Here is a 23,278-nt window from a genome sequence, read left to right as displayed (position 1 = left end):
ACGGGTACCAAGGGGTGTGCAACTAATGAGCCACTACCACGAGACGAAGAAAAAGTTCAATCTAATTAACAAGCTGTTTCTGAGTGTTTTAAGCCAGAGAAGGGGGAAGTGGGGAATATTCCTCAAGTTTGGTGGTAAACACCCGGTTGAGTGGGTGTAGTCCCCCATTTATGGCGATAGTAGGGGAGAAGGACCGCACCTGCTTCAACCACAGCAAAAGTGAACAAGAGCTTGGCCTGAGATTCCGGGCGCTAAGGCTGGCAATCACCGACACGGTGGCGTGGTACCGCGATCACGATTGGTTCGAGAGTCAAACCTTAAGTTCCCGGAACCGCACTTCTTCCACATTGACCGCACACCTGAACAAGGACGTAAACATACTGTGAGTAGGGAAATAATCCTGATGCGTCACGGCCAGCCAAAGCTGGTCGCAACCGACAAGATGTCAGCGCTCGATATGAAAGACTGGATCGAGCAATACAACCAGTCCGAAATAACCGACCAACCCGTTCCGGATGCCAGCATGCAGCTCGCCGCAACCGCCACGGTGATTGTCTCAAGCAGCGCGCCTCGTGCGCTGACCTCCGTCCAGGCTCTTGGCCTGAAGCCCGCCCTTGTCGACGCGCTTTTCTGTGAAGCGCAACTGCCTTATGGTCACTGGAAACTGCCACGGCTATCGCCGTTTACATGGGCATTTATCCTTCGAGTCTTATGGTTGTGCGGTTACTCACGCAGAGTCGAATCCGCCGGCACTGCGAGGATGCGCGCCAGCACGGCAGCTCGACGACTTCAGTCCCTTGCCAGCGAAGGACCGGTTCTGCTGCTCGGTCATGGCTTTATGAATCGAATGATCGCCAAACAACTGGTGGCAGATGGATGGGTTCGCCAAAAACGTAACGGCAGCCAGTATTGGAGTGCGACGGTGTATCAATATGGCGGTGTGTAAAAGGTGCCTGGACAGATACCTGTTGCTGCGGGCGGCGACAGGCAGAAACCGGCCAAAAGCAGACGCTTAACATGCTCCATTGAGCTTTGGCACTCACTTGGGAAACAACAGTGTAAACGCCACCCGGAATCCCCAACCCTCGGCACCATCTTTCGGACTGTCTGCCCAATAGCGTGGTCCTGCTTGCAGGGTCATGGGTTGATGCCCCACTTTGAACAACTGGGTGACGAACAGGTTGATTGGCACTGACCATTCGCGGGTCTGCCAGTCATAGGTGGATTCGGTGTTGATGCCGAAGGTGGTGTAGGTGTGAGTGGTGTAGCTGAAGAAAGGTTGCAGGAAAGTCGCGTTGACCTTGTCCTTGTCATCGGGCGGGCTGTTTTCCAGCGACCAGATGTGATTGGCCAGAATGCCGCGGGTCCAACCATTGCTCTGTTTGAGGGCCACCACTGTGGGCCCCAACCCCCATTGCTCACTGCTCAAAAGCTCATCGCTGCCGGTCGGAACCAGAATGGCCGGTCCTGCCCCCCAAATCCAGCCACTGGAAGTCGGCTGCTTGGGTGAAAAAAAGAAGCTCTGGGTCACATCTCCCATACCGGATTTGTCCGCCTGCCCGCCAGGTACCAGACCATGCTGATCAATGATCGGCAGGATGGTTCGGGAGATCAGGTTCCACTCGTCATTAATACTGAATGGCAGCACTGGCTGGATGTTGGTGACACTTTGGTAGCCCTCACCGCTCGGGCCGAGTTTTTGGTTCCAGTTGTACTGAATAGGTACGCTGTAGAGTGCGGCGACGGGATTCAGCGTTTGCTTGGCCAGCTCGGCCTGACTATCGGCAGCGAGGCTAATTTCGGGCCATGCCACCGCAAAGGTAATGAAAGGAACAAGTCGAACGCCATTGTTCACTACCAACTCCTTTCTCGAAATTGAGAGCTTGGGTTGTTGTGTCGCGGTTACAAGGCTGAGGATGACCCTGCCGCCAATGAGCTTAGATCAGGTATCTGAACTATGTTCGACGGGGAAAAATACTGTCTCCGGCCAGTCGGATTAACTCGTATCAACTAATGTTCCCTTGAGCCATCGATCAGTCGTCCCCCTCTACAACGGGGCGAAACATTCTCCATTGAAAGGAGTGTCCCTAAACTTTATTAGACCGAAACAGAAGAAGGTTTCTTCAGAAAACTTCTATTGATACAGCCAGAGCACTCATCACGTACATCTGAAAAACCGCACTAAACTCTATCCTGCGCCTTAACTTGTGCATGGTCATGTAGCAAGGGGGAAATGATTCTGTACTCAATACCTAGGCTAATTACTCGGTGGTCAACGCACCAAGTGTCAATGTAGTTGTGCACTCATCACCAGGTTGCCAACACAATGAAACAACGAGGATTGCTGGTATGGACAAGCTATCGGATCGTTTCAAGCTGTCTGTCGTGTTTGCTGCACTATTGTCATTGAACGGGCTTGCTCACGCCGCTCAAACGGAAAAAACCAATATCCTGTTTATCGTCTCCGACGACACCGGCTATGGCGACTTGGGTCCCTACGGCGGTGGGGTTGGTCGCGGCATGCCTACGCCCAGTATTGATGAGCTGGCGGCAGAAGGTGTTACTTTTTACTCTTTTTATGCGCAACCAAGCTGCACGCCTGGTCGGGCGGCCATGCAAACCGGGCGCATCCCCAATCGTAGCGGCATGACCACCGTGGCCTTCCAGGGCCAGGGCGGTGGCTTGCCCGCCGCCGAATGGACGCTGGCATCGGTGCTGAAAACCGGTGGCTACGACACTTATTTCACTGGCAAATGGCATTTGGGTGAAGCCGACTATGCCCTTCCCAATGCTCAAGGTTATGACGTGATGAAATACGTCGGCCTGTATCACCTCAATGCCTACACCTACGCAGACCCGACATGGTTCCCCGACATGGATCCGGAAACCCGTGCGATGTTTGAAAAGGTCACCAAAGGCGCGTTGTCCGGCAAGGCAGGTGAAAAGCCGGTCGAAGAGTTCAAGGTCAATGGTCAGTACGTGGACACACCTGTGGTGGACGGCAAACCTGGCGTGGTCGGCATACCGTTCTTTGACAACTATGTCGAAAAAGCTGCGTTGGAGTTTCTAGACACCGCGGCCAAATCGGACAAGCCGTTTTTCATCAACGTCAACTTCATGAAAGTGCACCAGCCGAACATGCCAGCACCGGAGTTCATTCATAAGTCCATGTCCAAGTCCAAGTACGCCGACTCTGTCGTCGAACTCGATACTCACATCGGCCGCATCATGGACAAGCTCAAGGCACTCGGCCTGGATAAAAACACGCTGGTGGTTTACACCACTGACAACGGGGCCTGGCAGGATGTTTATCCGGATGCCGGCTACACCCCATTTCGCGGGACCAAGGGTACAGTGCGTGAGGGGGGTAATCGGGTACCAGCCATTGCCGTCTGGCCAGACAAGATCAAGCCGGACACGAAAAACCACGAGATTCTCGGTGGCCTGGATTTGATGGCGACGTTCGCCTCTGTGGCTGGCGTGAAGTTGCCCGAGAAAGATCGCGAGGGTCAGCCAATCCTCTTCGACAGCTATGATATGACGCCAGTACTCACTGGCAACGGCCCTTCACCGCGCAAGGAGTGGTTCTATTTCACTGAGAACGAATTGTCCCCGGGGGCGGCCCGTGTCGGAAACTATAAGGCCGTATTCAACCTGCGCGGCGATGATGGCGCGGCAACCGGTGGTCTGGCCGTGGACACTAATCTAGGATGGAAAGGCGCAATAAAATACGTGGCCACCGTGCCGCAAGTCTTTGATTTGTGGCAAGACCCGCAAGAGCGCTATGACCTCTTCATGAACAACTTTACTGAGCGTACCTGGACTATGGTGCCGATCTCGGCGGCGATCATGAAGCTAATGAAAACCTACGTCGATTACCCGCCACGCAAATTGCAAAGCATGGGTTATGACGGGCCGATCGAGCTGTCGCAGTACCAGAAATTCCAAACCGTGCGTGATGCCCTGAAAAAAGAAGGCATCAACTTGTCGATGCCAAACGGCAACTGATCAAATCAGCTGAAAAATGGCGGCCTCATCAGAGGTCGCCATTTGACGTTAGTGAGTAGTCGTGAGTTCCTAACGGAAATCGACGCAAAATCAGTGGTCTTCGAAATCGACGATGATGTGCTAATCCACTTGCTTACCCGGCAATCGGGCAGGTAAGGCTTGCCGGCTTATCTGCAAGGCTGAACGGTCATCCTGATGGCCGAACTTCAACCACTTTTGAAAGGCAGCTATGGGTTGTGGATTCAACCGGTCGCAGATCACTTTTATAGCGCATGACGCTTGTGCCAGCCCAAAATCGGGCATTGGTCATTATTGTTTTCAAAAACCGACATGTGAGTGTCGGTGACAAATAAGTCGTCGTTTATAGGCATCTCTCGCGTATGTGCTACGAATGTGCACAAGGTTGATAAGCGCGGGCTCAAAATCAAGCGTTTTCCTTATGGCTCCCGCCCTGCAAACCCTCAGCGTAGAGACATTGGGTGATGTCGTTTTTGGATCCGTTCAAACATAGGTAATTGGGTATGACCTTTGCAGGTTGAATAGGGACAAACCCACCCACTTTTGGATGGGGGTATAAAAAGAGCCTTTGCCTGAGGCCAATCACCCGCTTTGTGTGAGGAGATACCGCGATGACGACGTTCAACTCCGGGGCCCAACCCCAGAACCGTGCGCCTCAATCCATCGGCTTTCTGTTGCTGGACAATTTCACGCTGATTTCTCTGGCGTCCGCTGTAGAACCGCTGCGGATGGCCAACCAGTTGTCCGGTCGCGAGCTCTATCGCTGGACCACCCTCACCGTCGATGGCGGCCAGGTCTGGGCCAGTGATGGCCTGCAAATCACCCCTGACGCCTCCATGCACAAAGCCCCGCCGATGGACACCGTCATCGTTTGCGGTGGTATCGGCATCCAGCGCACCGTTACCCGTGAACACGTATCCTGGCTGCAAGGCCAGGCCCGCAAGGCCTGCCGACTCGGTGCGGTCTGCACCGGCAGTTGGGCCCTGGCTTGCGCCGGACTGCTCGATGGTTTCGATTGCAGTGTGCACTGGGAGTGCCTGGCGGCGATGCAGGAAGCTTTCCCGCGGATAGTAATGAGTACTCGTTTGTTCACCCTCGACCGTAACCGCTTCACCAGCTCCGGCGGTACTGCGCCGCTGGACATGATGCTGCACCTGATCAGCCGTGATCACGGGCGTGAACTGTCCGCCGCGATCTCGGAAATGTTTGTCTACGAGCGCATCCGCAACGAACAGGATCACCAGCGCGTGCCGCTCAAGCACATGCTCGGTACCAATCAACCGAAGTTGCAGGAAATCGTCGCGTTGATGGAGGCCAACCTCGAAGAACCGATCGACCTGGACGAACTGGCGGTGTATGTCGCGGTGTCCCGTCGCCAGCTGGAGCGGCTGTTCCAGAAGTACCTGCACTGCTCGCCGTCGCGTTACTACCTGAAACTGCGCCTGGTCCGTGCGCGCCAGTTGCTCAAGCAAACGCCGATGTCGATCATCGAAGTGGCGTCGATCTGTGGCTTTGTGTCCACGCCGCACTTCTCCAAGTGCTACCGCGAGTACTTCGGCATTCCGCCGCGTGACGAGCGCGTCGGCTCCAATACCACGCAGCAGGTGGCGATGATACCGCTGCCGCAAGCATTGGTGCTGTCGCCGCTGGCCGGTTCGATGTCAGCGTTGAGCCAGGCACGTAACGAGTCAACCTTTGCCAGCGTTCGTCTATAAATCTTCACCCCTGTCCTGCGAAAGCATAACGTTCGCAGGATAGGGGAGGGCGCGTCATTTCAGTGTTGCGCAGAGGGTTACTCGACGGCTTTGACCATGTCTTCGATGACCTTTTTAGCGTCGCCGAACACCATCATGGTCTTGTCCAGGTAGAACAGTTCGTTGTCCAGGCCGGCGTAGCCGCTGGCCATCGAGCGCTTGTTGACGATGATGGTCTTGGCCTTGAACGCTTCGAGGATCGGCATGCCGGCAATCGGCGATTTCGGATCGTTCTTCGCGGCCGGGTTGACCACGTCGTTGGCGCCCAGCACCAGTACCACGTCGGCCTGGCCGAACTCGGAGTTGATGTCGTCCATCTCGAACACCTGGTCGTAAGGCACTTCGGCCTCGGCCAGCAACACGTTCATGTGGCCGGGCATACGGCCGGCAACCGGGTGGATCGCATACTTCACGGTCACGCCGCGATGGGTCAGCTTCTCGGTCAGCTCTTTCAGCGCGTGCTGCGCACGTGCCACCGCCAGACCGTAGCCCGGCACGATGATCACGGTATCGGCGTTGGTCAGCAGGAAGGTCGCGTCGTCGGCCGAGCCGGACTTCACCGGACGGGCTTCTTTCGAACCCGCCGGGCCGGCCGCGTCCGCCGTATTGCCGAAGCCCCCGAGCAGCACATTAAAGAAGGAGCGGTTCATCGCCTTGCACATGATGTACGAGAGGATTGCACCGGACGAACCTACCAGCGAGCCCGCGATGATCAGCATCGAGTTGTTCAGCGAGAAGCCGATGCCTGCCGCTGCCCAGCCGGAGTAGCTGTTGAGCATCGACACGACCACGGGCATGTCCGCGCCGCCGATCGGGATGATGATCAGCACGCCGAGCACGAAGGCCAACGCCAGCATCACGCCGAAAGCGGTGTAGTCGCCGGTGAGCATGAACGTCACGCCCAGGCCCAGTGTGGCCAGGCCCAGCAGCAGGTTCAGCTTGTGCTGGCCACTGAACTGTACCGGTGCGCCCTGGAACAGGCGGAACTTGTACTTGCCCGACAGCTTGCCGAAGGCGATCACCGAGCCGGAGAAGGTGATTGCACCGATGGCGGCACCGAGGAACAGTTCCAGGCGGTTACCGGCCGGGATCGCGTCACCGAGTTGCTTGACGATGCCCAGCGACTGCGGCTCGACCACGGCAGCCACGGCGATGAACACCGCGGCCAGACCGATCATGCTGTGCATGAAGGCGACCAGCTCCGGCATCTTGGTCATTTCAACGCGTTTGGCCATGATCGAACCGGCGGTGCCGCCGATCAGCAGGCCGACGATCACGTAGACGATACCGGCCTGGGCCCCGCCTTGTTCAAAAGAGAGCGCAGCCAGCTTGTAGATCAGGCCGACCGTGGTGAGGATCGCCAGGCCCATGCCGAGCATGCCGAACAGGTTGCCACGGCGCGACGTGGTGGGGTGCGAGAGGCCCTTGAGCGCCTGGATGAAGCAGACCGAGGCGATCAAATACAGGGACGTAACCAGGTTCATGCTCATGCTTGCTGCACCTCAGCCTTGACTGCTTCAGCTTTGGCGGCCGGAGCTTTTGCCGGCGCTTTCTTCTTGAACATTTCCAGCATGCGGCGGGTGACCAAAAAGCCACCGAATACGTTGACCGCGGCCAGGGCCACGGCCAGGGTGCCCATGGTCTTGCCCAGTGGCGTCACGGTCAAAGCCGCTGCCAGCATGGCGCCGACGATCACGATCGCCGAGATCGCGTTGGTCACCGCCATCAACGGGGTGTGCAGCGCAGGCGTGACGTTCCAGACCACGTGGTAACCGACATAGATCGCCAGCACGAAGATGATCAGGTTGTAGATACCGTCAGAGATCAGCATGTCTTCCATTGTTTTTATCCTCAGCCGTTCTTGCGCACGATCTGGCCGTCGCGGCACATCAGGCACGCGGCGACGATATCGTCTTCAAGGTTGATCACCAGTTGTCCTTCTTTATCGAACAACAGTTTCATGAAGTCCAGCAGGTTGCGGGCGTACAGCGCCGAAGCGTCAGCCGCCACGGCGCTGGCCAGGTTGGTCGGGCCCACGATGGTCACGCCATTTTCGACGACCACCTGGTCGGCCACGGTCAGCGGGCAGTTGCCGCCCTGGGCGGCCGCGAGATCGATGACCACCGAACCCGGTTTCATCTGGGCCACGGTTTGCGCGCTGAGCAGCGTCGGCGCCTTGCGGCCCGGAATCAGCGCGGTGGTGATAACGATGTCCGCCTGCTTGGCGCGTTCGTGCACGGCCGCGGCCTGGCGCTGCATCCAGCTGGCCGGCATCGGGCGGGCGTAACCGCCGACACCGACGGCGCATTCGCGCTCTTCATCGGTCTCGTAAGGCACGTCGACGAACTTGGCGCCGAGGGATTCGATCTGTTCTTTTACCGCAGGACGCACGTCAGACGCTTCGATCACCGCCCCCAGGCGCTTGGCGGTAGCGATGGCCTGCAAGCCGGCCACGCCGGCACCGAGGATCAGCACGCGGGCCGCTTTCACGGTGCCCGCAGCGGTCATCAGCATTGGCATGAAACGCGGGTAGTAGTGAGCGGCCAGCAACACAGCCTTGTAGCCGGCGATGTTGGCTTGCGACGACAGTACGTCCAGGCTCTGGGCGCGGGAGGTGCGCGGCGCGGCTTCCAGGGCAAAGGCGGTAATGCCGCATTCGGCCATTTTGGCGATGGTTTCATTGCTGAACGGATTGAGCATGCCCACCACTACGGTGCCGCTCTTGATCAGGGCGAGCTCGCTGTCGCTGGGGGCGACGACTTTGAGAATCAGCTCGGCAGCAAACGCATCGTTGGCGCTGCCAATGCTTGCGCCTGCCGCTTCATAGGCACTGTCGACAACGCTGGCATTAATGCCGGCGCCGCTTTGTACAGTGACCTTATGGCCCTGGCCGATCAGCTTCTTGATGGTTTCCGGGGTTGCAGCAACCCGTGTTTCACCGGTCTGGGTTTCGAGAGGAACACCAATGTGCACGTCAAATCTCCTGCGTGATCTTATTGAGTAAACCCATGCACTACGGATGAATGGGGTGGCAGGGACGTCCTGTCAGCACGATTGCGCCAAGTCGAAACGATCAATCATTCGAACACTGGCAAAAGTCGATTCGTTTCGTGCCTGGTCGAGCGCTGTCAGTGGTTTAGTTGATGACTGCTGTGTAGTCGCGAGCGTTGCCGGTTTTCGACGAATTTCAGAGCCGGAACGCTCGTCGCTAGGTGGAACACCAAAGTACTCGCGATAGCACTTGGAAAAGTGTGGTGTGGACACGAAACCGCATACATACGCCAGCTCAATGATCGACAATGATGTTTGCTTAAGCAGTTGTCGCGCTCGAATAAGACGTAACCTTAAGTAGTAGCGTGACGGCGTACAGTGAAGGTATTTCTGAAATAGCCGTTCCAGCTGTCGACGTGACAGATCAACGTATTCTGCAAGGTTATCCAGGTCGATCGGTTCCTCGAGATTGGCTTCCATCAACGCGACGATCTCCTGCAGCTTAGGCTGATGAGTTCCCAGCACATGCCTGAGCGGAACCCGCTGATGGTCCTGTTCGTTGCGTATGCGCTCGTAAACAAACATCTCAGAGATGGCTGCGGATAATTCACGACCATGATCGCGACCAATCAGGTGCAGCATCATGTCCAGCGGCGCGGTGCCGCCCGAGCTGGTGAAACGGTTTCGGTCCAGGGTGAAGAGACTCGCGCTGATGCTGACTCGCGGGAAAGCTTCCTGCATGGCGGCCAAGAATTCCCAATGCACGCTGCACTCGTAGCCGTCGAGCAGCCCGGCTTTGGCGAGCGCCCAGCTGCCGGTGCACACACCTCCCAACCGTCTGGATTGACGCGCCAAGGCTTGCAGCCAGGTAATGTGCTCGCGGGTAATCACGTTCTGGATTCCAACACCACCGCACACGATTACAGTGTCCGCCACTAATGGATTGTTCCACGAAGCATCCGGAGTGATCGGCACGCCGTCACTGGCCCAGACAGGCTCTCCATCGGGGCTGAACGTATGCCAGCGATATAGCTCTCGTCCCGACAACTGATTGGCCATGCGCAGTGGCTCTACTGCGGACGCCAGGGAAATAAGTGTGAATTTATCCAGCAGCAGAAAACCAACGGATTGAGTCGTACCGTCGGACACGGTGGAGTTCGATGACATCGTGGTCATGTCCTCACAGAGAGCGATTACGGCCTGAGACGCAGGAGCTGGTAATACTCCCCAGCCTTGGCGCAGGGAGTAGGTTTGGCGCAAATGCCTCCTTGGTTTATCCCACTGACGTCACCCTGGCAGCCTGCGCAGGGTGACGGGACGTAACAAGGCCGATAAAGGAAATCGCCAGCGCCAGGCCAATGGTTGTGCTGACTTCGGTACGGTGCTCCGGGGTGATCATCATGACTGCCAGCGCTGCGCAAATGAACGCAATCACCAGCCACGTCAGCCATGGAAACAGCCACATGCGAAAGGTCAGCTCAACGTTCTGCCGACGCAACATCCGGCGCATGCGCAGTTGCGACACCGCAATGGCCAGGTACACCAGCAAGGCAATCGCGCCGGAGCTGGCCAGCAGGAAGTTAAACAGCCCGGCGGGCATGAAGTAGCTCCACACGGTGATCGCCGCGCCCAGCACGGTGCTGGCGATGACTGCTGCACGCGGCACGCCCTCGGAGGAGGTCGCCTTCAGCGACTTCGGCGCATCGCCACGACGACCTAGCGAGTACAGCATGCGCGAAGCAATGTAGATCGAGGAGTTCATGCAACTGGCCACGGCGATCAGCACCACCACGTCCACCATGAACTTGGCGTGGGGAATGTTCATGATTTCCAGTGCACGCTGGTAGGAGCCTACCTGGGCGAGCAGCGGATCGTTCCAGGGCACCACGGAGATGACCACGAAAATCGACAACAGGTAGAACACGCCGATGCGCCAAATCACCGAACGCGTGGCCTTGGCAATGTTCTGCGAGGGATTGTCGGATTCGGCGGCGGCGATGGTGACCGCTTCAGTACCAATGAAGCTGAACATGATGGTGATGAAAGCACCGACTACCGCCGACAGGCCGTTGGGGGCAAATCCGCCATGCTCGGCCATCAGTCCACTCAATCCGCTGACTTCCCGATCGGGAATCCAGCCCATCAGCACGGCAAAACCCACGCCGATGAAACCGATGATCGCCACCACCTTGGCCATGGCGAACCAGAATTCGAATTCGCCGTACTTGGAGACACTGAACAGATTGGTGATCACCAACGCAATGATCGATACCAGGGCGAACAGCCAGGCATCGATCTGGGGAAACCACTGGTTCAACACATGGCCGGCGGCCAGTGCTTCGATAGGGATCACCAGTACCCAGAACCACCAGTACAGCCAACCGATGGTGAAGCCTGCCCAACGACCTATTGCCTGGTCGGCATAGGTGGAGAACGAGCCTGTGTCCGGGTTGGCCACCGCCATTTCACCGAGCATGCGCATGACCAGAACGACAAGCAGGCCTGAGAATAGGTAGGCCAGCAGGACGGCCGGGCCAGCAGCTGCAATGGCATGTCCTGAGCCAACGAATAAACCGGCGCCGATAATCCCGGCGATTGACAGCATTGTTACGTGACGAGGCTTGAAGCCCTGTGCCAATTGGCCATTCGAATCCTTGGAGCTCGGGCTAATCATCGGGTTTTTTTCTCTGCTGATCGACATTTAAGCGAATTGATGGGGGCAACGGATCATCATCGTTTCCTGCTGCCGCTTCCTGAAAGTGGCACCCTTCAAACGCTGCCGTACTTATCAAACCCATCGTCGCGATGTGGTTTTTTCCATGAAAAGAGGCGCCACCTTACCCGGCTTGTTCGATAATTCAGTTACCTGTTCACGCCACCTCCTTGCCTGATATCGACACGTGCCAACTTAGCGTTCACAGCGAATACCAATCGGTCACGAATTGGCCAGGTGGAATCGTTTTGTTTTTTTGAGGATTCTGCTAAAGCAGCAACGAATGGGGATTGCCTGGAAGGTTTAAGCGGCCGAGAAGGTTTCGGGCCGAGGGCCGCGAGATCTCTGCGGGAAGAGCGGATCGGATGATTACTGCCTGTCGCGACCGGCTGAATCCACAGCCGTTTACTGCCGGTCAAGAAGGTCAGCTGGCGACCTTTTCCCTATAGCGGCGCTTTCAGCTTGGTCGAGGGGTTACCAAATGGTTTTGTAACGGCTCTGAAAAGCAGCACCGATTCCCAAACCCCAGAAACGACAAAGCCCTGAATAATCAGGGCTTTGTCGGTACAAATATGGCGGAGGCGATGGGATTCGAACTCATGGACCTGTTACAGTCGACGGTTTTCAAGTCCGATATGCAAGTCCCTTTATTCTGCGGTGTGCAGCTCATTTTCGTTCTAATACGATTTTTTTTTGCCACCTCTACAGGCCGCATTCTACAAGGGGTGGTATTAGGGTTTTGTAACACTTTTTTGGCTATTTTGACGGCTTAGCAATGGCGCCGACACGACGGTAAACGCGCTCGGTAATGTCGCCTTTGGTATGTCCTAGCAGCAAGCTGGCCTCACCAATATCCGTGATCTCTGATGCCGCTTTAGGACGGATGTCTCGGAATTGAAACTCTGCAATCCGGCTCGCCAAGATCGTGTCACTATTATCAAGTGCCGCCTGCTTCGCCTTCTCTCTTGCCTCATCCCATCGTTTACGCAGCATCGTAGCCGTCATCCGTTTTCCTCTTTGACTAACTATCAGATAACTCGACAGATGCTGCGCATTACGCTTGGCGATCTGGGCGATCAGCAAGCCCAGGCTGTTTGCAGAGCCGTCAGTGGTCGTCTGTATTCGAAGTTTTTTGCTGGTTTTGTTTTGCTGAACCATCAGGAATCCTCCCTCGATGTCATCCTTGCGCATTACTAGTACGTCCGCTGGCCGTTGACCGGTCAGGTAAGCCAGGTCCATGGCATCTTTCAGCTCTTGACCTGCCTTCTGGTACACCGCATTCCAGACCGCATCGTTTGCGTAGTAATCGCGTGGGGTTTCCTTGTTTTTACGGACTCCTTGGCACGGGTTTTCCTTTGTGGTTAGACCCCATTCTCGTGCCATGTTGAATACGTGGGAGAGGGTGGCGATTTCGCGATTTGCCCGCACTTTTGCCGAGCGTGCATCCCTGTAACCGGCAATTGCTGCAGGTGTTATGGCATCGATAGGTGCGCTATCGAACATTGGTCGCAGTTGCTTAATCTCTGACAGGTTGTCCTTCTGGGTGCGTGCTGCTTTTTTGGGGACAATATCGCGAATATACCTATCAAAGATGCCCTTCATGGTTCGAAGATCGAGAGGCGCCTCCTTGGCTTCGAGTTCAGCCCATTTGACCCTGGCCTTGTCCAAGTCTTTGCCTAGCGGTATCGCCTTTCCCGACATATCCAAGTAGTAGTAAGCAATCCATGTTTTTCCGCTTTTTCGGGGACGTGTCCACTGATACATCCTTGGCGGTAAGTTGCGTGTTTCGGCATTGCGGGGACGCATATCAGTTCACTCGTGAGAAGTCTGGCGTCCATGCTGGCGCCGCGGGAGTGGAGGGCGGGTTGAGAGCGGTAGGTGACACCATGCCCAACTTCATGCGGACATAGTGCCGACCAACCAACGGGCGCTTGCCTCGGCTTTCGATGAAGACCCATTGGTGGTCGATCAGCCAGCGTCGCTGGGAAGCCCTGGCCTTGTAGCCGGTGATAATCGCCAATTCTTCGTCCGAAAGAATTTCGGATTCCATGTGATGCTCCATGCTGCGCGTGGCGGCAGAAGGTGGTTAAACTTGCTCGCGTTTTAAACGGAGGCAGTGAGGCGAGGATTGGTATGTATGCCGGGGCTCCCCGGGAGGTGGAGGGTGGTGAATCGGTGGTCAGGCAATCGCACATAGCGCGAGAACGGCATCGCCGCCGTGCGCAATACCGGCGTGCAGGTCTACATCTCGTCCCGCGAGCATGCCCGCAATTTGGGCGTTCAAATCGAGCTCGGTCTCACGCGCCTTACGGGCTTTACCCACGCGGTTTTTAGCTAGGTACTCGGCGATCAGCGCCTTGTCCTGTGATTGCAGAGCCACTAGATCACGACCATCGCTTGACGTGGCGATACTGTCGTCCTCGCCTTGCGGGATCAAAGCCCGAAGCTTTCCATGGACCTGACCGACCCAAGCAAGGGCGAAGTGGTCACCAGCCGTTTCGGCAGAATACGAACTGCGATGTTTGCCCGACCGAACACCAGCGGCGTACTCCTTGCGCGCCATGGATAGCTTGGTCAGGAGTGTCTCGTAGGCATATAGCGCAATATTCTGGACCGGTGTAACTCCGACGAATGATGCGCACTCAACTACTCTCTGCTTGGTTTTGCACCATTGTCTGTTGCGCAGTGCGGTGCAACTGAACACTTCGGCAACAGCCCCGCTCAACTGCTGATCCCACATAGGCCTGCGCTCGTTGCGCGAGAATTGAGATTCGATCTCTCCTACGTCACTGAGCTTCACGTCCATTTCGGTCAATCGATGTTCACGCATCAGCGCTTGTGCTTGCCGAAGTGCCGTGGCCGCTTCGTTCTCATTGGCACTCGTGGATAGGGCCAAGCAGTGCTTGATTTTACGGAGCGCCCGCTCAAGTTTCTTTTCGTCGATGTGATTCTCGGGCATAGGTGATCCTCGCCGGCTAACATGATTCGTTGTAGTGGGGGTATATGTATTCGGCCCGGCATGGAGCCGGATCAAGGAGGGGGTTTGTGATAACTGTGATCAAAGAAGATCAAATTGCTAGTGCCGAAATTTGGCAGTACGACGAGGTGTTTGCCGTTCGTGTGGGTGAGTACAGTGAAGACGTAGAGATTTGGCACGCTCGGGAAATCGCCACTATGTACTCATCATTGATCCCGGCCGAGCTTAAGGTTCATCGACAGCTACTCGTTGAGGTCGATGAACCCTATGATCCTGAAGTTGTAGATCGGCTCCGTGTCGCTTGCTCAGATGCGTGGGCCAATCGATAGTCAAGGAGCACGGGCGGTGTCAACATCGGGGCGGACTTTTGAGGCCCTAACGCATGAAGATGATGAATCATCAGTGTCATTTCCTCGCCCTGTTCCTCGATGCCGTACCAGGCCATCAAGTCAGCCAGCGCTTGTTGGGTGTCGGCTATATGGCATGCATTCGCAACTCTTCCTCGCCGCCGCTCTTCGTTGAGCGGGCCTTCTGATCTGCTGCCATGGCCTACCTCTTCAATTCCGTGGGCTGGTAGATCCAGCCATATCTGTCGTCGGCGCTGGCGCACTTGGTTGTTGATGCGCCTCATGCTGCCCCCTGCTGATTCCAGACACCTACGGCGTCGAACACTCGGGCCGCCTGCTCTTCAGTCAGCAATATTGCAGCGGGAATGGCGATCCAGCCCGACGCGACCCGATGATTCGGATTGCTCTCGGCGACCAGGGTTTTGTAAGTGTCCTCTATCACGTCTTCGAGGTGCGCGGCCAGATAGTTGCCTTGAGGGGCGACCTCTACCGATTTCGTGTAGCGGTGCCCGTGCTGATCTCGACACTGGACGCTGACATAGATCGTCCAACGATGAGCAACGTCGCAGACTGCTTCGGCCATGCGCTGTCCTGGCGGGATGTTCTTGCAGCTCTTCCTGTTGATCATCCCTTGCCGTCCGCTGGGGTCGATGTGGACCACCGCGACGTAATTGGCGCTGAGCAGGGCTCGGCTCGATCGCTCTATCCGGGTACGCATGTTGTTGGGCTTTCGCTTTTTCATAGCGCCACCGTAATCTGGCGATTGGCCTTGGCTTCAAACTGCATGGCAAGGTCGTGAGCGGCCTTGTAGTCGTTACGGAAGGCGCGAGTCTTGTCGGTGGTGAGGTCTTTAATCTGATACATGCCGAAGCTTCCGCCGGCGACTTGGTAGCGCACCGGTTTGGCTGGGGCTCGTCGATCAATACGACTGTAGAACCCGGAGCGGGCGGCCTTTGTTCGTTGCAGCAGTTCACCGACTTCATCGGCGCGCGCTTGAAATGATGGATGCATTGTTGATCCCTCGGGGTAGGTTAGGTGTATTCATCAGCACTCCGACCACCTGCTGGTGGCCATTTGGCCGGGAAGGGAGCTGATTGATAAATTGCAGGCGTAAAAAAGCCCGATTGGAGCCGGGCCATTGTTTGTGTCAAAAAGACCTGCTTAAGTGATCGCAAGTGTTCCCATCGCGGGCTTCGACGAGCCCGCCTGAATGCGCTGCGTGATTTCTTCTCGATGCACCGGGACATCCTTGGGTGCGCTAGTTCCGATACGTACCTGTTTGCCGCTCACACCCAGCACGGTGATCGTGATGTTGTTGCCTATGTTGATGCTTTCGCCTTCTTTGCGAGTCAAAATCAGCATTGTCCATTTCCTTGCGTGAGTGGGTTTCCCAATGCCGCCTTGCAAGAAGCGGCATCAGTGAAACATCACTGCATTACGCGGATTTCATTACGAGGGAACCACGCACCGTCGAGCTTCACCATGCAGCCAACAAAGGCGGCGTAGCGAGTCTCTCGATCTGTCTGGAAGCCGTAGTAAGAGCAAGTGGCCCGCGAGGCAAGACCGCTCAGCAACATGCAGCCCACGATCAGTGTCAGCAGGATTAGCAGAACCTTTGTCGCGTACTTCACGCCTCGATACCGTAGTCAGCCAAGCGTAAACCGAAGTGCATGCCTATTTCCTTCAACACTACCAACTCTGCTGGCTCGATCTGGCCGTCAGCCTGGGCAACGGCAAGAATGTTGACGAAGGCTTCCTCCGCGTCGGCCGGAAAGTTTTTGATGTCGGCCAGTTCCCGCTTGATCGCCAATCGACCTACTTGAAAGTTGGCGTTCAACTGGCCTGTAAAACGATTGATGGTTTCGGTGATCTCGCTGCCGAAGTGCGTCAAATTCGGGTTGGAGCGAATCAGCTCATCCAGCTTGGAAACCTCGCTGGCTTCAATCTCACCATCAGCCGCAGCGACCAATAGGCCGCCACCGACAATGGCCTGCATCAAGTCGAGGTTAACGACCTTCTTCATTTCGGCCTGGGCGTTGCCGACTTGTTTTCCGAAGAGTTTTTTCATTCCGAACATGGTGTTTCCTTTGGTGGGATTACATCCCGATGCACCCTGTCGCCAAGGTGCAGCAGTGATGCTGTCCGTCCTATTGCCGCCGGAGGAGCGGGGTACATTGCTTGCCAGGTCATTCGTGCCTATTGGGCTTACACGGTTCTGGCATTTCACCATCGAGCAGCCTCCAAGTTGTTCCTGTCGTGGGCAGGCTTTCGGGCCTGTCTGCTCGCCGGTCGCCGGTCGCCGGTAGAGGCAATGCGGTCTGTTGTTTGTTTCGCTAACTGTTAAAGAGCGGGAGCGGCTTTCGCTGCTGGGCCAACAAGGTGTTGGTGTGGGCATGAATATAAGGTGACTTATTTTTATAGTCAATAAGCATGCTTATATATTTTTGTGGGGACGTGAAAAACCCGCTCAAAGGCGGGCTCACATCACGCTTCGCAGTACTCTCGCCACCCGACCCTGATGGACCCATTCTCAAGCCGATCCATACGAATCCCATCAGTTTCTTCAATCTCAAGGAGGACTTGCAGCCACGCATCATCGGCTTCTTCCTCTGACTTGGTGAGGACTACAGATTGTATTTTCTGCGCATGCGGTGCAGAAATCAGGCGTTGGATTCGTCGGCGAATAAGCTCGCATGAGGTCTCAGCTGAGCTCAGTGGAGGACGGCGTGGCATGCAATGATCCTTAGTTTTATCGTTTGGGAGCTATACCATATGCTGTCAAATAATTGACGAATTAAGATAGGTCATCTCATGCTGACAAGAAAAAATTTCTAAGTTTTTATGTGGAAAAAAAGTGAGTGCGCGCGCGGGCTTAAGGAGGCGAGAAAGGACTGGCGCTAGATACGAAAAAGCCCGCGCATGGCGGGCTCTCTATACAAGGGGACAAATCCCTTTTGCTGACAGCATTGTGCTTGGTGGCTGTGACCATCTCATGAGCGTAAGCAGTCAGTCGATCAGCTTGCTTATGCAGCTTTCGATCGTAGGCAACATTGGTCTACAGCTTCTGTAGCGCCCTTACCACTACACCGACAATCCGGCAGTTCTCTGCGCACATCTCTGTAGGGTAGGCGGGGTTCAAGGGCTTCAAGTACCGTCTACCACCATCATCTACGAGTTTTTTGAACGTGGCTTGGTCACTGTCAGCCAGTTTTGCCACTACCAACTTTCCTGACTGAGCATCTGCCTCGGTATCAACCAGAATCAATGTTCCTTCAGTGATACTCATCCCTACTGGCGATGTCATCGAGTCGCCCTTTACCTCAAGCCAGAACGCCGGACCTTTTGAGTTGTAGTCTGAAAGCTCGTACCGATCTGAGAATCCAGGCGGGAAGGGCTCGATTGCTTCGGCCCATGCACCTGCTGCAACCCAACTGATTACTGGGTAACGGAAGGATTCGATGGGTTGGCGAGTGGAGCCGACGTTGGATTGGCTTAAAAGTGCGCCCGTCATAGGGCCAATGTTTTCAGATAACCAAATAGCATTCACACCGCACACATGCGCAATTTTTGGCAAGTGAGCGCTTTGAAGGTTTTTTCCTGTCTCCAGCTGAGATATCACCGGCTGTTCTACTCCCACCTTAAGGGCGAGAGCCTTCTGCGTCAGCTTGGCGTGATTTCGGGCGGATTTGATTCGTTCGGCGAGTGTGTTCATACGCTTGAATTTATAAGTTCCCTTATCAGCTTGCAAATAAGCGTACTTCTTCTTAAAGTATAAGCATGCTTATTGACAGGGCTTTCATGTGACCCCAATCGAAAAACTCGTCGATTACTTCGGCGGGCAAACCAAAACAGCTTTAGCTCTCGACGTTTCTCAAGCCGCAGTTTCGTACTGGGTAGCGGGGATCCACCCAATGGGCGCCGAAAAGGCATTCAAAGCGGAGGAGCTGACCGGTGGGAAGGTGACGGCCCGCGAGCTTTGCATGCGCCCAAAGCGCGCTGAATCGGCTGAGGAATTGTCATGCCGGTACGTCGATCCATTCAAACCAGATTAGAGGAGAGCAGTTCCCATGGAAACGTCCAATTCAAGACATGGCGTACAAACCCGTGATCAGGTGCTGGTAGCGCATGCGGCAAATCAGATCGCCCGCACTAACTTGAGCCAGGACGACTTTGCTCAGGCGCTGAGCCGGGAAGTTTACCTAATAGTTCCTGCTGCGAAGATCGAGCTGGCGAAGGTTCCTGATTTTGATGAGTTGGCGCGGCTGAACGATGTCAGCGAGTTCGTGAAGGCAACCGGTCGCTGGCTCAAGCGCGTTCAACGCTGGCTGTCGGGCGAACAGGAGATGCCATCTTGGCTGGAAGAGTCGTGGGTGAATGCACTCGAGCCGGAGTTCCGTGATCACTGCGTCAATGAACTGGCCTGCCGTCACGGTTTGATTGGTGCCCGCCAGATTGCGACCGAACAATGCGGGAGCAAAAGCTTCAGTGCGTTGATCCGCGCCCTGGGTGATGTGATTGACACCGGAAGCGAGGTGTTCGACGACCAAGTGATGAGCGAAAAGGACATGCCGCACCTACCGGCGTTCGCCAAGGAATGTCGGCAAGTTGAAGCAAGGGCAGGGGAGCTTGGCCGGAAAGCCGAAGAGATGATCGAAAAGTCTCGCCCAGTGCTGAAGTCGATCGCCTGAGTCGCAGACACAAAAAAGCCGACGGAGAAGGTCGGCTGATTCGCAAAACTAGAGAGCGTTGATTATGCACAGCCATATTGCCCCGAGCAATACCCTCGATGTCGTGACACGTCTTGGTCAATCGCAAAACGCGTCATGTCACACCGCCAAACAGTTGCAGATCCAGCCCGCGAAGTTGTTCGCCTGGCTTGAACAGCATCGCTGGATATTCCGTCGCAAGGGATCCAAACGTTGGGTTGCCAATCAGCCACGCATTACCGCCGGCTACATGACCCATAAGGTTACGGCTTTGAAGCCCGACCCAGAGACCGGCATCGAGCGCGCAGCATTTGATCCAGTGGTCACTCCCAAAGGCCTTGCCCGTTTGGCTGAATTTAATATCGGAGCCTCGCAGTGAGTGTTCAAGCAATGTCCTGGGCGCTCTCTTTGCCCATCGATTCCCTGAAAGATTCAAGCGCGCGGCATGTGCTGCTGTGCCTGGCCAACTATGCCGGCTCGAACGGTGCGGGTGCCTTTCCATCGGCCGCCACTCTGGCTCAGGACACCGGTTTGTCTGAGCGTACCGTCCGCTACAAGCTGGACGACCTGGAGGAGGCCGGGCTGATCCAGGAGGGCAACCAAGCCATCGCCGCCGTACACATTGATCGCCACGACCGCCGTCCAGTAGTTTATGACCTTCAATTATCGCGGGGTGCAAATCCTGCACCCCGTACAAAACGGGGTGCAAATGAAACCACGGGGTGCAAATCACAACAGAACGGGGTGCAGCCGGAGGCAGAACGGGGTGCAGAATCTGCACCCAATACGTCACTTAACCATCAAGTAACCGAACAGCAGCTGCAGCGCGAGATTTCCGATGAGATGGCCGAGCAGGACGAGGCGGCCATCACTTCACCGGATGACCGTCAGCGCTTTGCCATGTTCGCCAACTGGGTGCCGAGCGAGAAGGCGCTGGCTGAGCAGCTCACGATTGCGGGTCTGCCCGTTGACTCGCTCACCAGTGACCTGCTTGCTGGCTTCAAGGGCTTTTTCGTCGCCAAACCCGCGACCGTCGACAGCGCATCCGGTTGGTGTTTTCGCCTGATTCGTTGGATCAAGCGTGAGCAGGTCAAGTTGGCTACCAGCCCATCGGTGTCCCCTGATTTCGATGACTCCAGCTGGGCTGATGATCTGGGGGATTTGTGATGGAGCTGAAAGCACCGCGTAGCGCCACTCAGCTGCTGAGCAAGATGGGCAACCTGCCGCCCGTTACCCTGGTTCAACCGAAACAGCTGCCGCCTGGTACCACCGATGTCGTCAACGCACTGTTCAAAGAGTTGCAGGCGATCTTCCCCGCGTGGAAACAGGCTTGGCCCGATGATGAAGCCCTACGGGCTGCGAAGCGCAGCTGGATCAAGGCTTTCATCGTCGCCAGGATCAATACCCTCGAGCAGATTCGGTACGGCTTGAGAAACTGCCGACAACACGGCGGCGATTTCGCACCGAGCGTCGGCAAGTTTGTGAAGTGGTGTCAGCCAACGCCTGAAATGCTGGGCATTCCTTCCCACGATAAGGCCTTCCGTGAAGCGCTGGTCAATTTGGCCCCGAGCCGAGCATTTTCCCGCGTGTGGTCGCACCCGGCGGTACGTCATGCTGCGCTTCAATGTGAGATGCATAACCTGACCGGTCTGGTGTCGGAGAAGGCCAGCAAGGTCTTTGATCGCGCCTATGACATCACCATCCGGATGTTGGTCAGCGGACTGCCGCTTGAAGAAATCGCGCTGGGCATCGGCCACGACTCGCAAAAGCCCGAAACACAACTGGCGGAAGAGTACGGCGATGCGCGGCTACTGAAAACAATGGCTCACCAGGCTATTCCGGCAGATGGCCAAACTGCTCGTGCACAACTCCTTTCACGGCTTGGCCTTTGCAAGCCAACTCCTACCGAGGGTTTCACCCATGGTTGATCGCCGGCTGGCTGTTCCTGATGCTGCGAGCTATCGATTCGCCGTGTTTTGCTGCTCCTTCAAATGGGACATGGGCAGCACCCCCGATCACGCGTTGGCGCTGTTCGTTGACCAGGCAATGGCCGAGCGTTACGGCGCTTGGATGTGGCCTTCGACATTTGAAGTGGTCGACTTGCGTAGCAAAAGGGGCGATGAGTAATGACCGCTCCTTTGAAAACCCTGACAGTGAAACTGTCTGATGCTGTTATCAAACAGCATGCCAACGACCTGACCGTTACCGAGCTGAAGGATCCGCGGCACCCGCTACGCTTTCGTTACCGTCACGACCGCAGTAAAGGTAGTTGGCACCTGGTGCGTTTCGACAAGGGCGCCAAATGGAAAAAGGCTGCCAACTGGCCCGACGTGCCAGCGCGGGTAATGCTCGACAGCTTGCCGGTAGTGCAGGCCCGGTTGTTGGCCGATCCATCGGCTGCTGCCACGGTGGATGGTTGGGAGCGGGTCGGGCAGGTGTTGGAGTGGTATGCCGCGCGCCTGAACACCGATAACAGTTTGTCCAAAAGCCGCCGAGGATCGTCGTTGTCGGCGATCCGCTGCCAGTTGTTTCCCGCTCTAGGGGATTTGCCCTTGTGCAAACTCAATGCCGATACCTTGGATCGACACTTGGTCTGGCACATGCAGGCCGAGTACAGCCTGTCCTACGTCAAGTCGGTTTTGGACGTTCTGAAGGTGGTCTTCGGCGCCGCCTTGACGCTGAAAAAAATCACCGTGAATCCACTGCTCGGGGTGTCGTTCAGTCACTTCACCAAGGCCAAAATCAAGCCCAAGGGTGCGCGCTTGCGACACGTCGCCGTGGTGGACCTGCTGGCCGAGTGGAGTGAAGCGTTCACCACGGAACCGACGGCCGTGACGCTGCTGGTGTTGATGCTGACCCATGCCACGCGAATCACCGAAACCCGTCTGGCCAAGTGGAAAAACATCCACCTGGATGCGGGGGAGTGGTTCATCCCGGCTGATGACACTAAATCCAAGCGCGACCACCTGTTGCCGTTGACCACGCAGGCTGTGGCTTTTCTGGAACGTTACCGTGCGCAGCAGCGGGCCCAGGGTTACGACGGGGCGTACCTGTTTCCGGCGACTTCACGTGCGGGGCGCCCGATGTCACGCAGCCAGGCCTTTGCCATTTTTGCCCGATTGGGAGCGGGCGAGTGGACCAGTCACGACCTGCGCAAACTGGCGCCTTCCATCTGGGCCAACCTCGGTGTCGATTCACTGGTGGGAAAACTACTACTCAACCACGCCCTGACCGAACTGGAGCGCACCTACTTTCAGGCGATGGGCGAGGTGGTAAAGCGCAACGCCCTGGAGCGGTGGCACGGCTGGCTGGACGCACAGGGTTTTGATGCATTGCAGGACAAGACAGGAGCAAGACGCGCGAGTAAGCCGGTTGCCCTGGACCCCTCGGGCTGGTTGGCCTGAAGCCGAAAACAGAAATTAATCTTACAAGAGGATTTAAACATGCAGAAAGGGCAGGGGCTTGGCATTAAGAGGGAGCGGATCGAGCTGGAGCCTTGCTCGATCTGCAAGGGCAAAGCGGTAGTAGAAGGGGTGTGTTATGAGCGGATTTGTACTGCTTGCAACGGCTCAGGTTGGGTTGTTCTGGGTAGTAGGTTGGTGCTTTCTTCCGACGAATTAGTTACCCAGCTGAGCTTCAAATTGCAGCAGGCGCAGCGCGAAATTGAAGTGCTCCAGCAGGGCTCGTCGATAACTGGCCCGGCCGCGTACTACCAACAGAACAACCGTCGCGGTGCCGGCGGAACGAATTACACAGGGGATTGA

27 protein-coding genes and 2 pseudogenes are annotated in these 23,278 nt (G+C 56.2%); 13 read left to right on the top strand and 16 right to left on the bottom strand.

The annotated features are described in order from the left end of the window. Positions 1-176 precede the first annotated feature (176 nt). Positions 177-386: pseudogene (locus KW840_RS28645) on the top strand (oxidoreductase); the annotation flags it as partial. A 17-nt stretch (positions 387-403) separates the two neighbouring features. Further along, positions 404-946 carry a histidine phosphatase family protein gene (locus tag KW840_RS20930; protein ID WP_218497494.1) on the top strand — a complete coding sequence of 181 codons (543 nt, stop codon included), beginning with the start codon at positions 404-406 and terminating at the stop codon, positions 944-946. 93 nt (positions 947-1,039) lie between these two features. Here KW840_RS20930 and KW840_RS20925 read toward each other — a convergent pair whose 3' ends face one another. Continuing rightward, positions 1,040-1,825: a hypothetical protein gene (locus tag KW840_RS20925; protein ID WP_057716590.1), complete on the bottom strand. Its 786-nt coding sequence runs from the start codon at positions 1,823-1,825 to the stop codon at positions 1,040-1,042. 524 nt (positions 1,826-2,349) lie between these two features. On the opposite strand from KW840_RS20925, the gene KW840_RS20920 reads away from it, so the two are divergent. Next, positions 2,350-4,008 carry an arylsulfatase gene (locus KW840_RS20920; protein ID WP_057714255.1) on the top strand — a complete coding sequence of 553 codons (1,659 nt, stop codon included), beginning with the start codon at positions 2,350-2,352 and terminating at the stop codon, positions 4,006-4,008. 629 nt (positions 4,009-4,637) lie between these two features. Continuing rightward, a complete protein-coding gene (locus KW840_RS20915; protein WP_218497491.1) occupies positions 4,638-5,741 on the top strand; it encodes a GlxA family transcriptional regulator in 1,104 nt (367 codons plus the stop codon). Between the two features lie 77 nt (positions 5,742-5,818). Here the strand turns inward: KW840_RS20915 and KW840_RS20910 are convergent, their stop codons facing one another. From KW840_RS20910 to KW840_RS20875, 8 genes are all read right to left on the bottom strand, one after another. Then, complete coding sequence (locus KW840_RS20910; RefSeq protein WP_218497488.1) at positions 5,819-7,270, bottom strand: NAD(P)(+) transhydrogenase (Re/Si-specific) subunit beta; 1,452 nt, start codon at positions 7,268-7,270, stop codon at positions 5,819-5,821. Beyond that, positions 7,267-7,620, bottom strand: coding sequence for an NAD(P) transhydrogenase subunit alpha (locus KW840_RS20905; RefSeq protein ID WP_057712569.1), 354 nt, complete (start codon positions 7,618-7,620; stop codon positions 7,267-7,269). The genes KW840_RS20910 and KW840_RS20905 overlap by 4 nt, the downstream gene beginning before the upstream one ends. Positions 7,621-7,631: 11 nt before the next feature. Continuing rightward, positions 7,632-8,753, bottom strand: coding sequence for a Re/Si-specific NAD(P)(+) transhydrogenase subunit alpha (locus KW840_RS20900; protein ID WP_102685615.1), 1,122 nt, complete (start codon positions 8,751-8,753; stop codon positions 7,632-7,634). A gap of 72 nt (positions 8,754-8,825) precedes the next feature. Continuing rightward, the gene (locus KW840_RS20895) at positions 8,826-9,938 is read right to left on the bottom strand and encodes a GlxA family transcriptional regulator (protein ID WP_371318482.1); all 1,113 of its coding nucleotides are present in this window, start codon (positions 9,936-9,938) and stop codon (positions 8,826-8,828) included. 106 nt (positions 9,939-10,044) lie between these two features. Further along, positions 10,045-11,445: a GABA permease gene (gabP, locus tag KW840_RS20890; RefSeq protein WP_218497485.1), complete on the bottom strand. Its 1,401-nt coding sequence runs from the start codon at positions 11,443-11,445 to the stop codon at positions 10,045-10,047. Positions 11,446-12,240: 795 nt separating this feature from the next. Next, positions 12,241-13,290, bottom strand: a complete 1,050-nt coding sequence (locus KW840_RS20885) for a tyrosine-type recombinase/integrase (RefSeq protein WP_218497482.1) — start codon at positions 13,288-13,290, stop codon at positions 12,241-12,243. 1 nt (position 13,291) lies between these two features. Continuing rightward, positions 13,292-13,534 (bottom strand): DUF4224 domain-containing protein, encoded by a 243-nt coding sequence (locus KW840_RS20880; protein WP_150756586.1) that lies wholly within the window; start codon positions 13,532-13,534, stop codon positions 13,292-13,294. 129 nt (positions 13,535-13,663) lie between these two features. After that, positions 13,664-14,443: a DUF2786 domain-containing protein gene (locus KW840_RS20875; protein WP_218497480.1), complete on the bottom strand. Its 780-nt coding sequence runs from the start codon at positions 14,441-14,443 to the stop codon at positions 13,664-13,666. A gap of 86 nt (positions 14,444-14,529) precedes the next feature. Between KW840_RS20875 and KW840_RS20870 the strand changes: the two genes are divergently transcribed. Then, positions 14,530-14,790, top strand: a complete 261-nt coding sequence (locus tag KW840_RS20870) for a hypothetical protein (protein WP_218497478.1) — start codon at positions 14,530-14,532, stop codon at positions 14,788-14,790. Between the two features lie 11 nt (positions 14,791-14,801). On the opposite strand, the pseudogene KW840_RS28640 reads toward KW840_RS20870, so the two are convergent. The 7 genes and pseudogenes from KW840_RS28640 to KW840_RS20835 form a co-directional block, all read right to left on the bottom strand. Beyond that, positions 14,802-15,007 (bottom strand): annotated as a pseudogene (locus KW840_RS28640) (hypothetical protein); the annotation flags it as partial. 81 nt (positions 15,008-15,088) lie between these two features. After that, complete coding sequence (locus KW840_RS20860) at positions 15,089-15,550, bottom strand: hypothetical protein (RefSeq protein ID WP_218497473.1); 462 nt, start codon at positions 15,548-15,550, stop codon at positions 15,089-15,091. Then, complete coding sequence (locus KW840_RS20855; RefSeq protein WP_218497471.1) at positions 15,547-15,819, bottom strand: hypothetical protein; 273 nt, start codon at positions 15,817-15,819, stop codon at positions 15,547-15,549. Before KW840_RS20855 ends, KW840_RS20860 begins: the two co-directional genes overlap by 4 nt. Positions 15,820-15,969: 150 nt before the next feature. Continuing rightward, positions 15,970-16,170 carry a carbon storage regulator CsrA gene (csrA, locus tag KW840_RS20850; RefSeq protein ID WP_218497469.1) on the bottom strand — a complete coding sequence of 67 codons (201 nt, stop codon included), beginning with the start codon at positions 16,168-16,170 and terminating at the stop codon, positions 15,970-15,972. Between the two features lie 265 nt (positions 16,171-16,435). Beyond that, the gene (locus KW840_RS20845) at positions 16,436-16,885 is read right to left on the bottom strand and encodes a tellurite resistance TerB family protein (protein WP_218497466.1); all 450 of its coding nucleotides are present in this window, start codon (positions 16,883-16,885) and stop codon (positions 16,436-16,438) included. Between the two features lie 407 nt (positions 16,886-17,292). Next, positions 17,293-17,541, bottom strand: coding sequence for a DUF1654 domain-containing protein (locus KW840_RS20840; RefSeq protein WP_218497464.1), 249 nt, complete (start codon positions 17,539-17,541; stop codon positions 17,293-17,295). Positions 17,542-17,863: 322 nt separating this feature from the next. Then, entirely contained in the window at positions 17,864-18,520 is a 657-nt protein-coding gene (locus KW840_RS20835) for a LexA family transcriptional regulator (protein WP_218497781.1), read from the bottom strand. Positions 18,521-18,608: 88 nt separating this feature from the next. Here KW840_RS20835 and KW840_RS20830 point away from each other — a divergent pair, with 88 nt between their 5' ends. The 8 genes from KW840_RS20830 to KW840_RS20800 all read left to right on the top strand — a co-directional run bounded on the left by KW840_RS20830 (position 18,609) and on the right by KW840_RS20800 (position 23,278). Further along, positions 18,609-18,860 carry a Cro/CI family transcriptional regulator gene (locus KW840_RS20830; protein WP_218497454.1) on the top strand — a complete coding sequence of 84 codons (252 nt, stop codon included), beginning with the start codon at positions 18,609-18,611 and terminating at the stop codon, positions 18,858-18,860. Between the two features lie 15 nt (positions 18,861-18,875). Next, positions 18,876-19,496: a hypothetical protein gene (locus tag KW840_RS20825; RefSeq protein ID WP_218497452.1), complete on the top strand. Its 621-nt coding sequence runs from the start codon at positions 18,876-18,878 to the stop codon at positions 19,494-19,496. Between the two features lie 64 nt (positions 19,497-19,560). Beyond that, positions 19,561-19,893 carry a phage antirepressor KilAC domain-containing protein gene (locus tag KW840_RS20820; protein ID WP_371318480.1) on the top strand — a complete coding sequence of 111 codons (333 nt, stop codon included), beginning with the start codon at positions 19,561-19,563 and terminating at the stop codon, positions 19,891-19,893. Positions 19,894-19,904: 11 nt separating this feature from the next. Further along, on the top strand, positions 19,905-20,681 hold the full coding sequence (locus tag KW840_RS20815) for a helix-turn-helix domain-containing protein (RefSeq protein WP_218497780.1): 777 nt from the start codon (positions 19,905-19,907) through the stop codon (positions 20,679-20,681). Further along, a complete protein-coding gene (locus tag KW840_RS20810) occupies positions 20,681-21,442 on the top strand; it encodes a replication protein P (protein ID WP_218497442.1) in 762 nt (253 codons plus the stop codon). The genes KW840_RS20815 and KW840_RS20810 overlap by 1 nt, the downstream gene beginning before the upstream one ends. Then, complete coding sequence (locus KW840_RS28635) at positions 21,435-21,641, top strand: hypothetical protein (protein WP_256353519.1); 207 nt, start codon at positions 21,435-21,437, stop codon at positions 21,639-21,641. Before KW840_RS20810 ends, KW840_RS28635 begins: the two co-directional genes overlap by 8 nt. Continuing rightward, positions 21,641-22,918, top strand: a complete 1,278-nt coding sequence (locus KW840_RS20805) for a site-specific integrase (RefSeq protein WP_218497431.1) — start codon at positions 21,641-21,643, stop codon at positions 22,916-22,918. Before KW840_RS28635 ends, KW840_RS20805 begins: the two co-directional genes overlap by 1 nt. A 39-nt stretch (positions 22,919-22,957) precedes the next feature. Next, complete coding sequence (locus tag KW840_RS20800; protein WP_218497429.1) at positions 22,958-23,278, top strand: hypothetical protein; 321 nt, start codon at positions 22,958-22,960, stop codon at positions 23,276-23,278.

The sequence above is a fragment of the Pseudomonas sp. PDM30 genome (assembly GCF_019218985.1).
Lineage (GTDB): Bacteria > Pseudomonadota > Gammaproteobacteria > Pseudomonadales > Pseudomonadaceae > Aquipseudomonas > Aquipseudomonas jessenii.
This window is presented reverse-complemented; position numbering and strand designations above follow the sequence as displayed.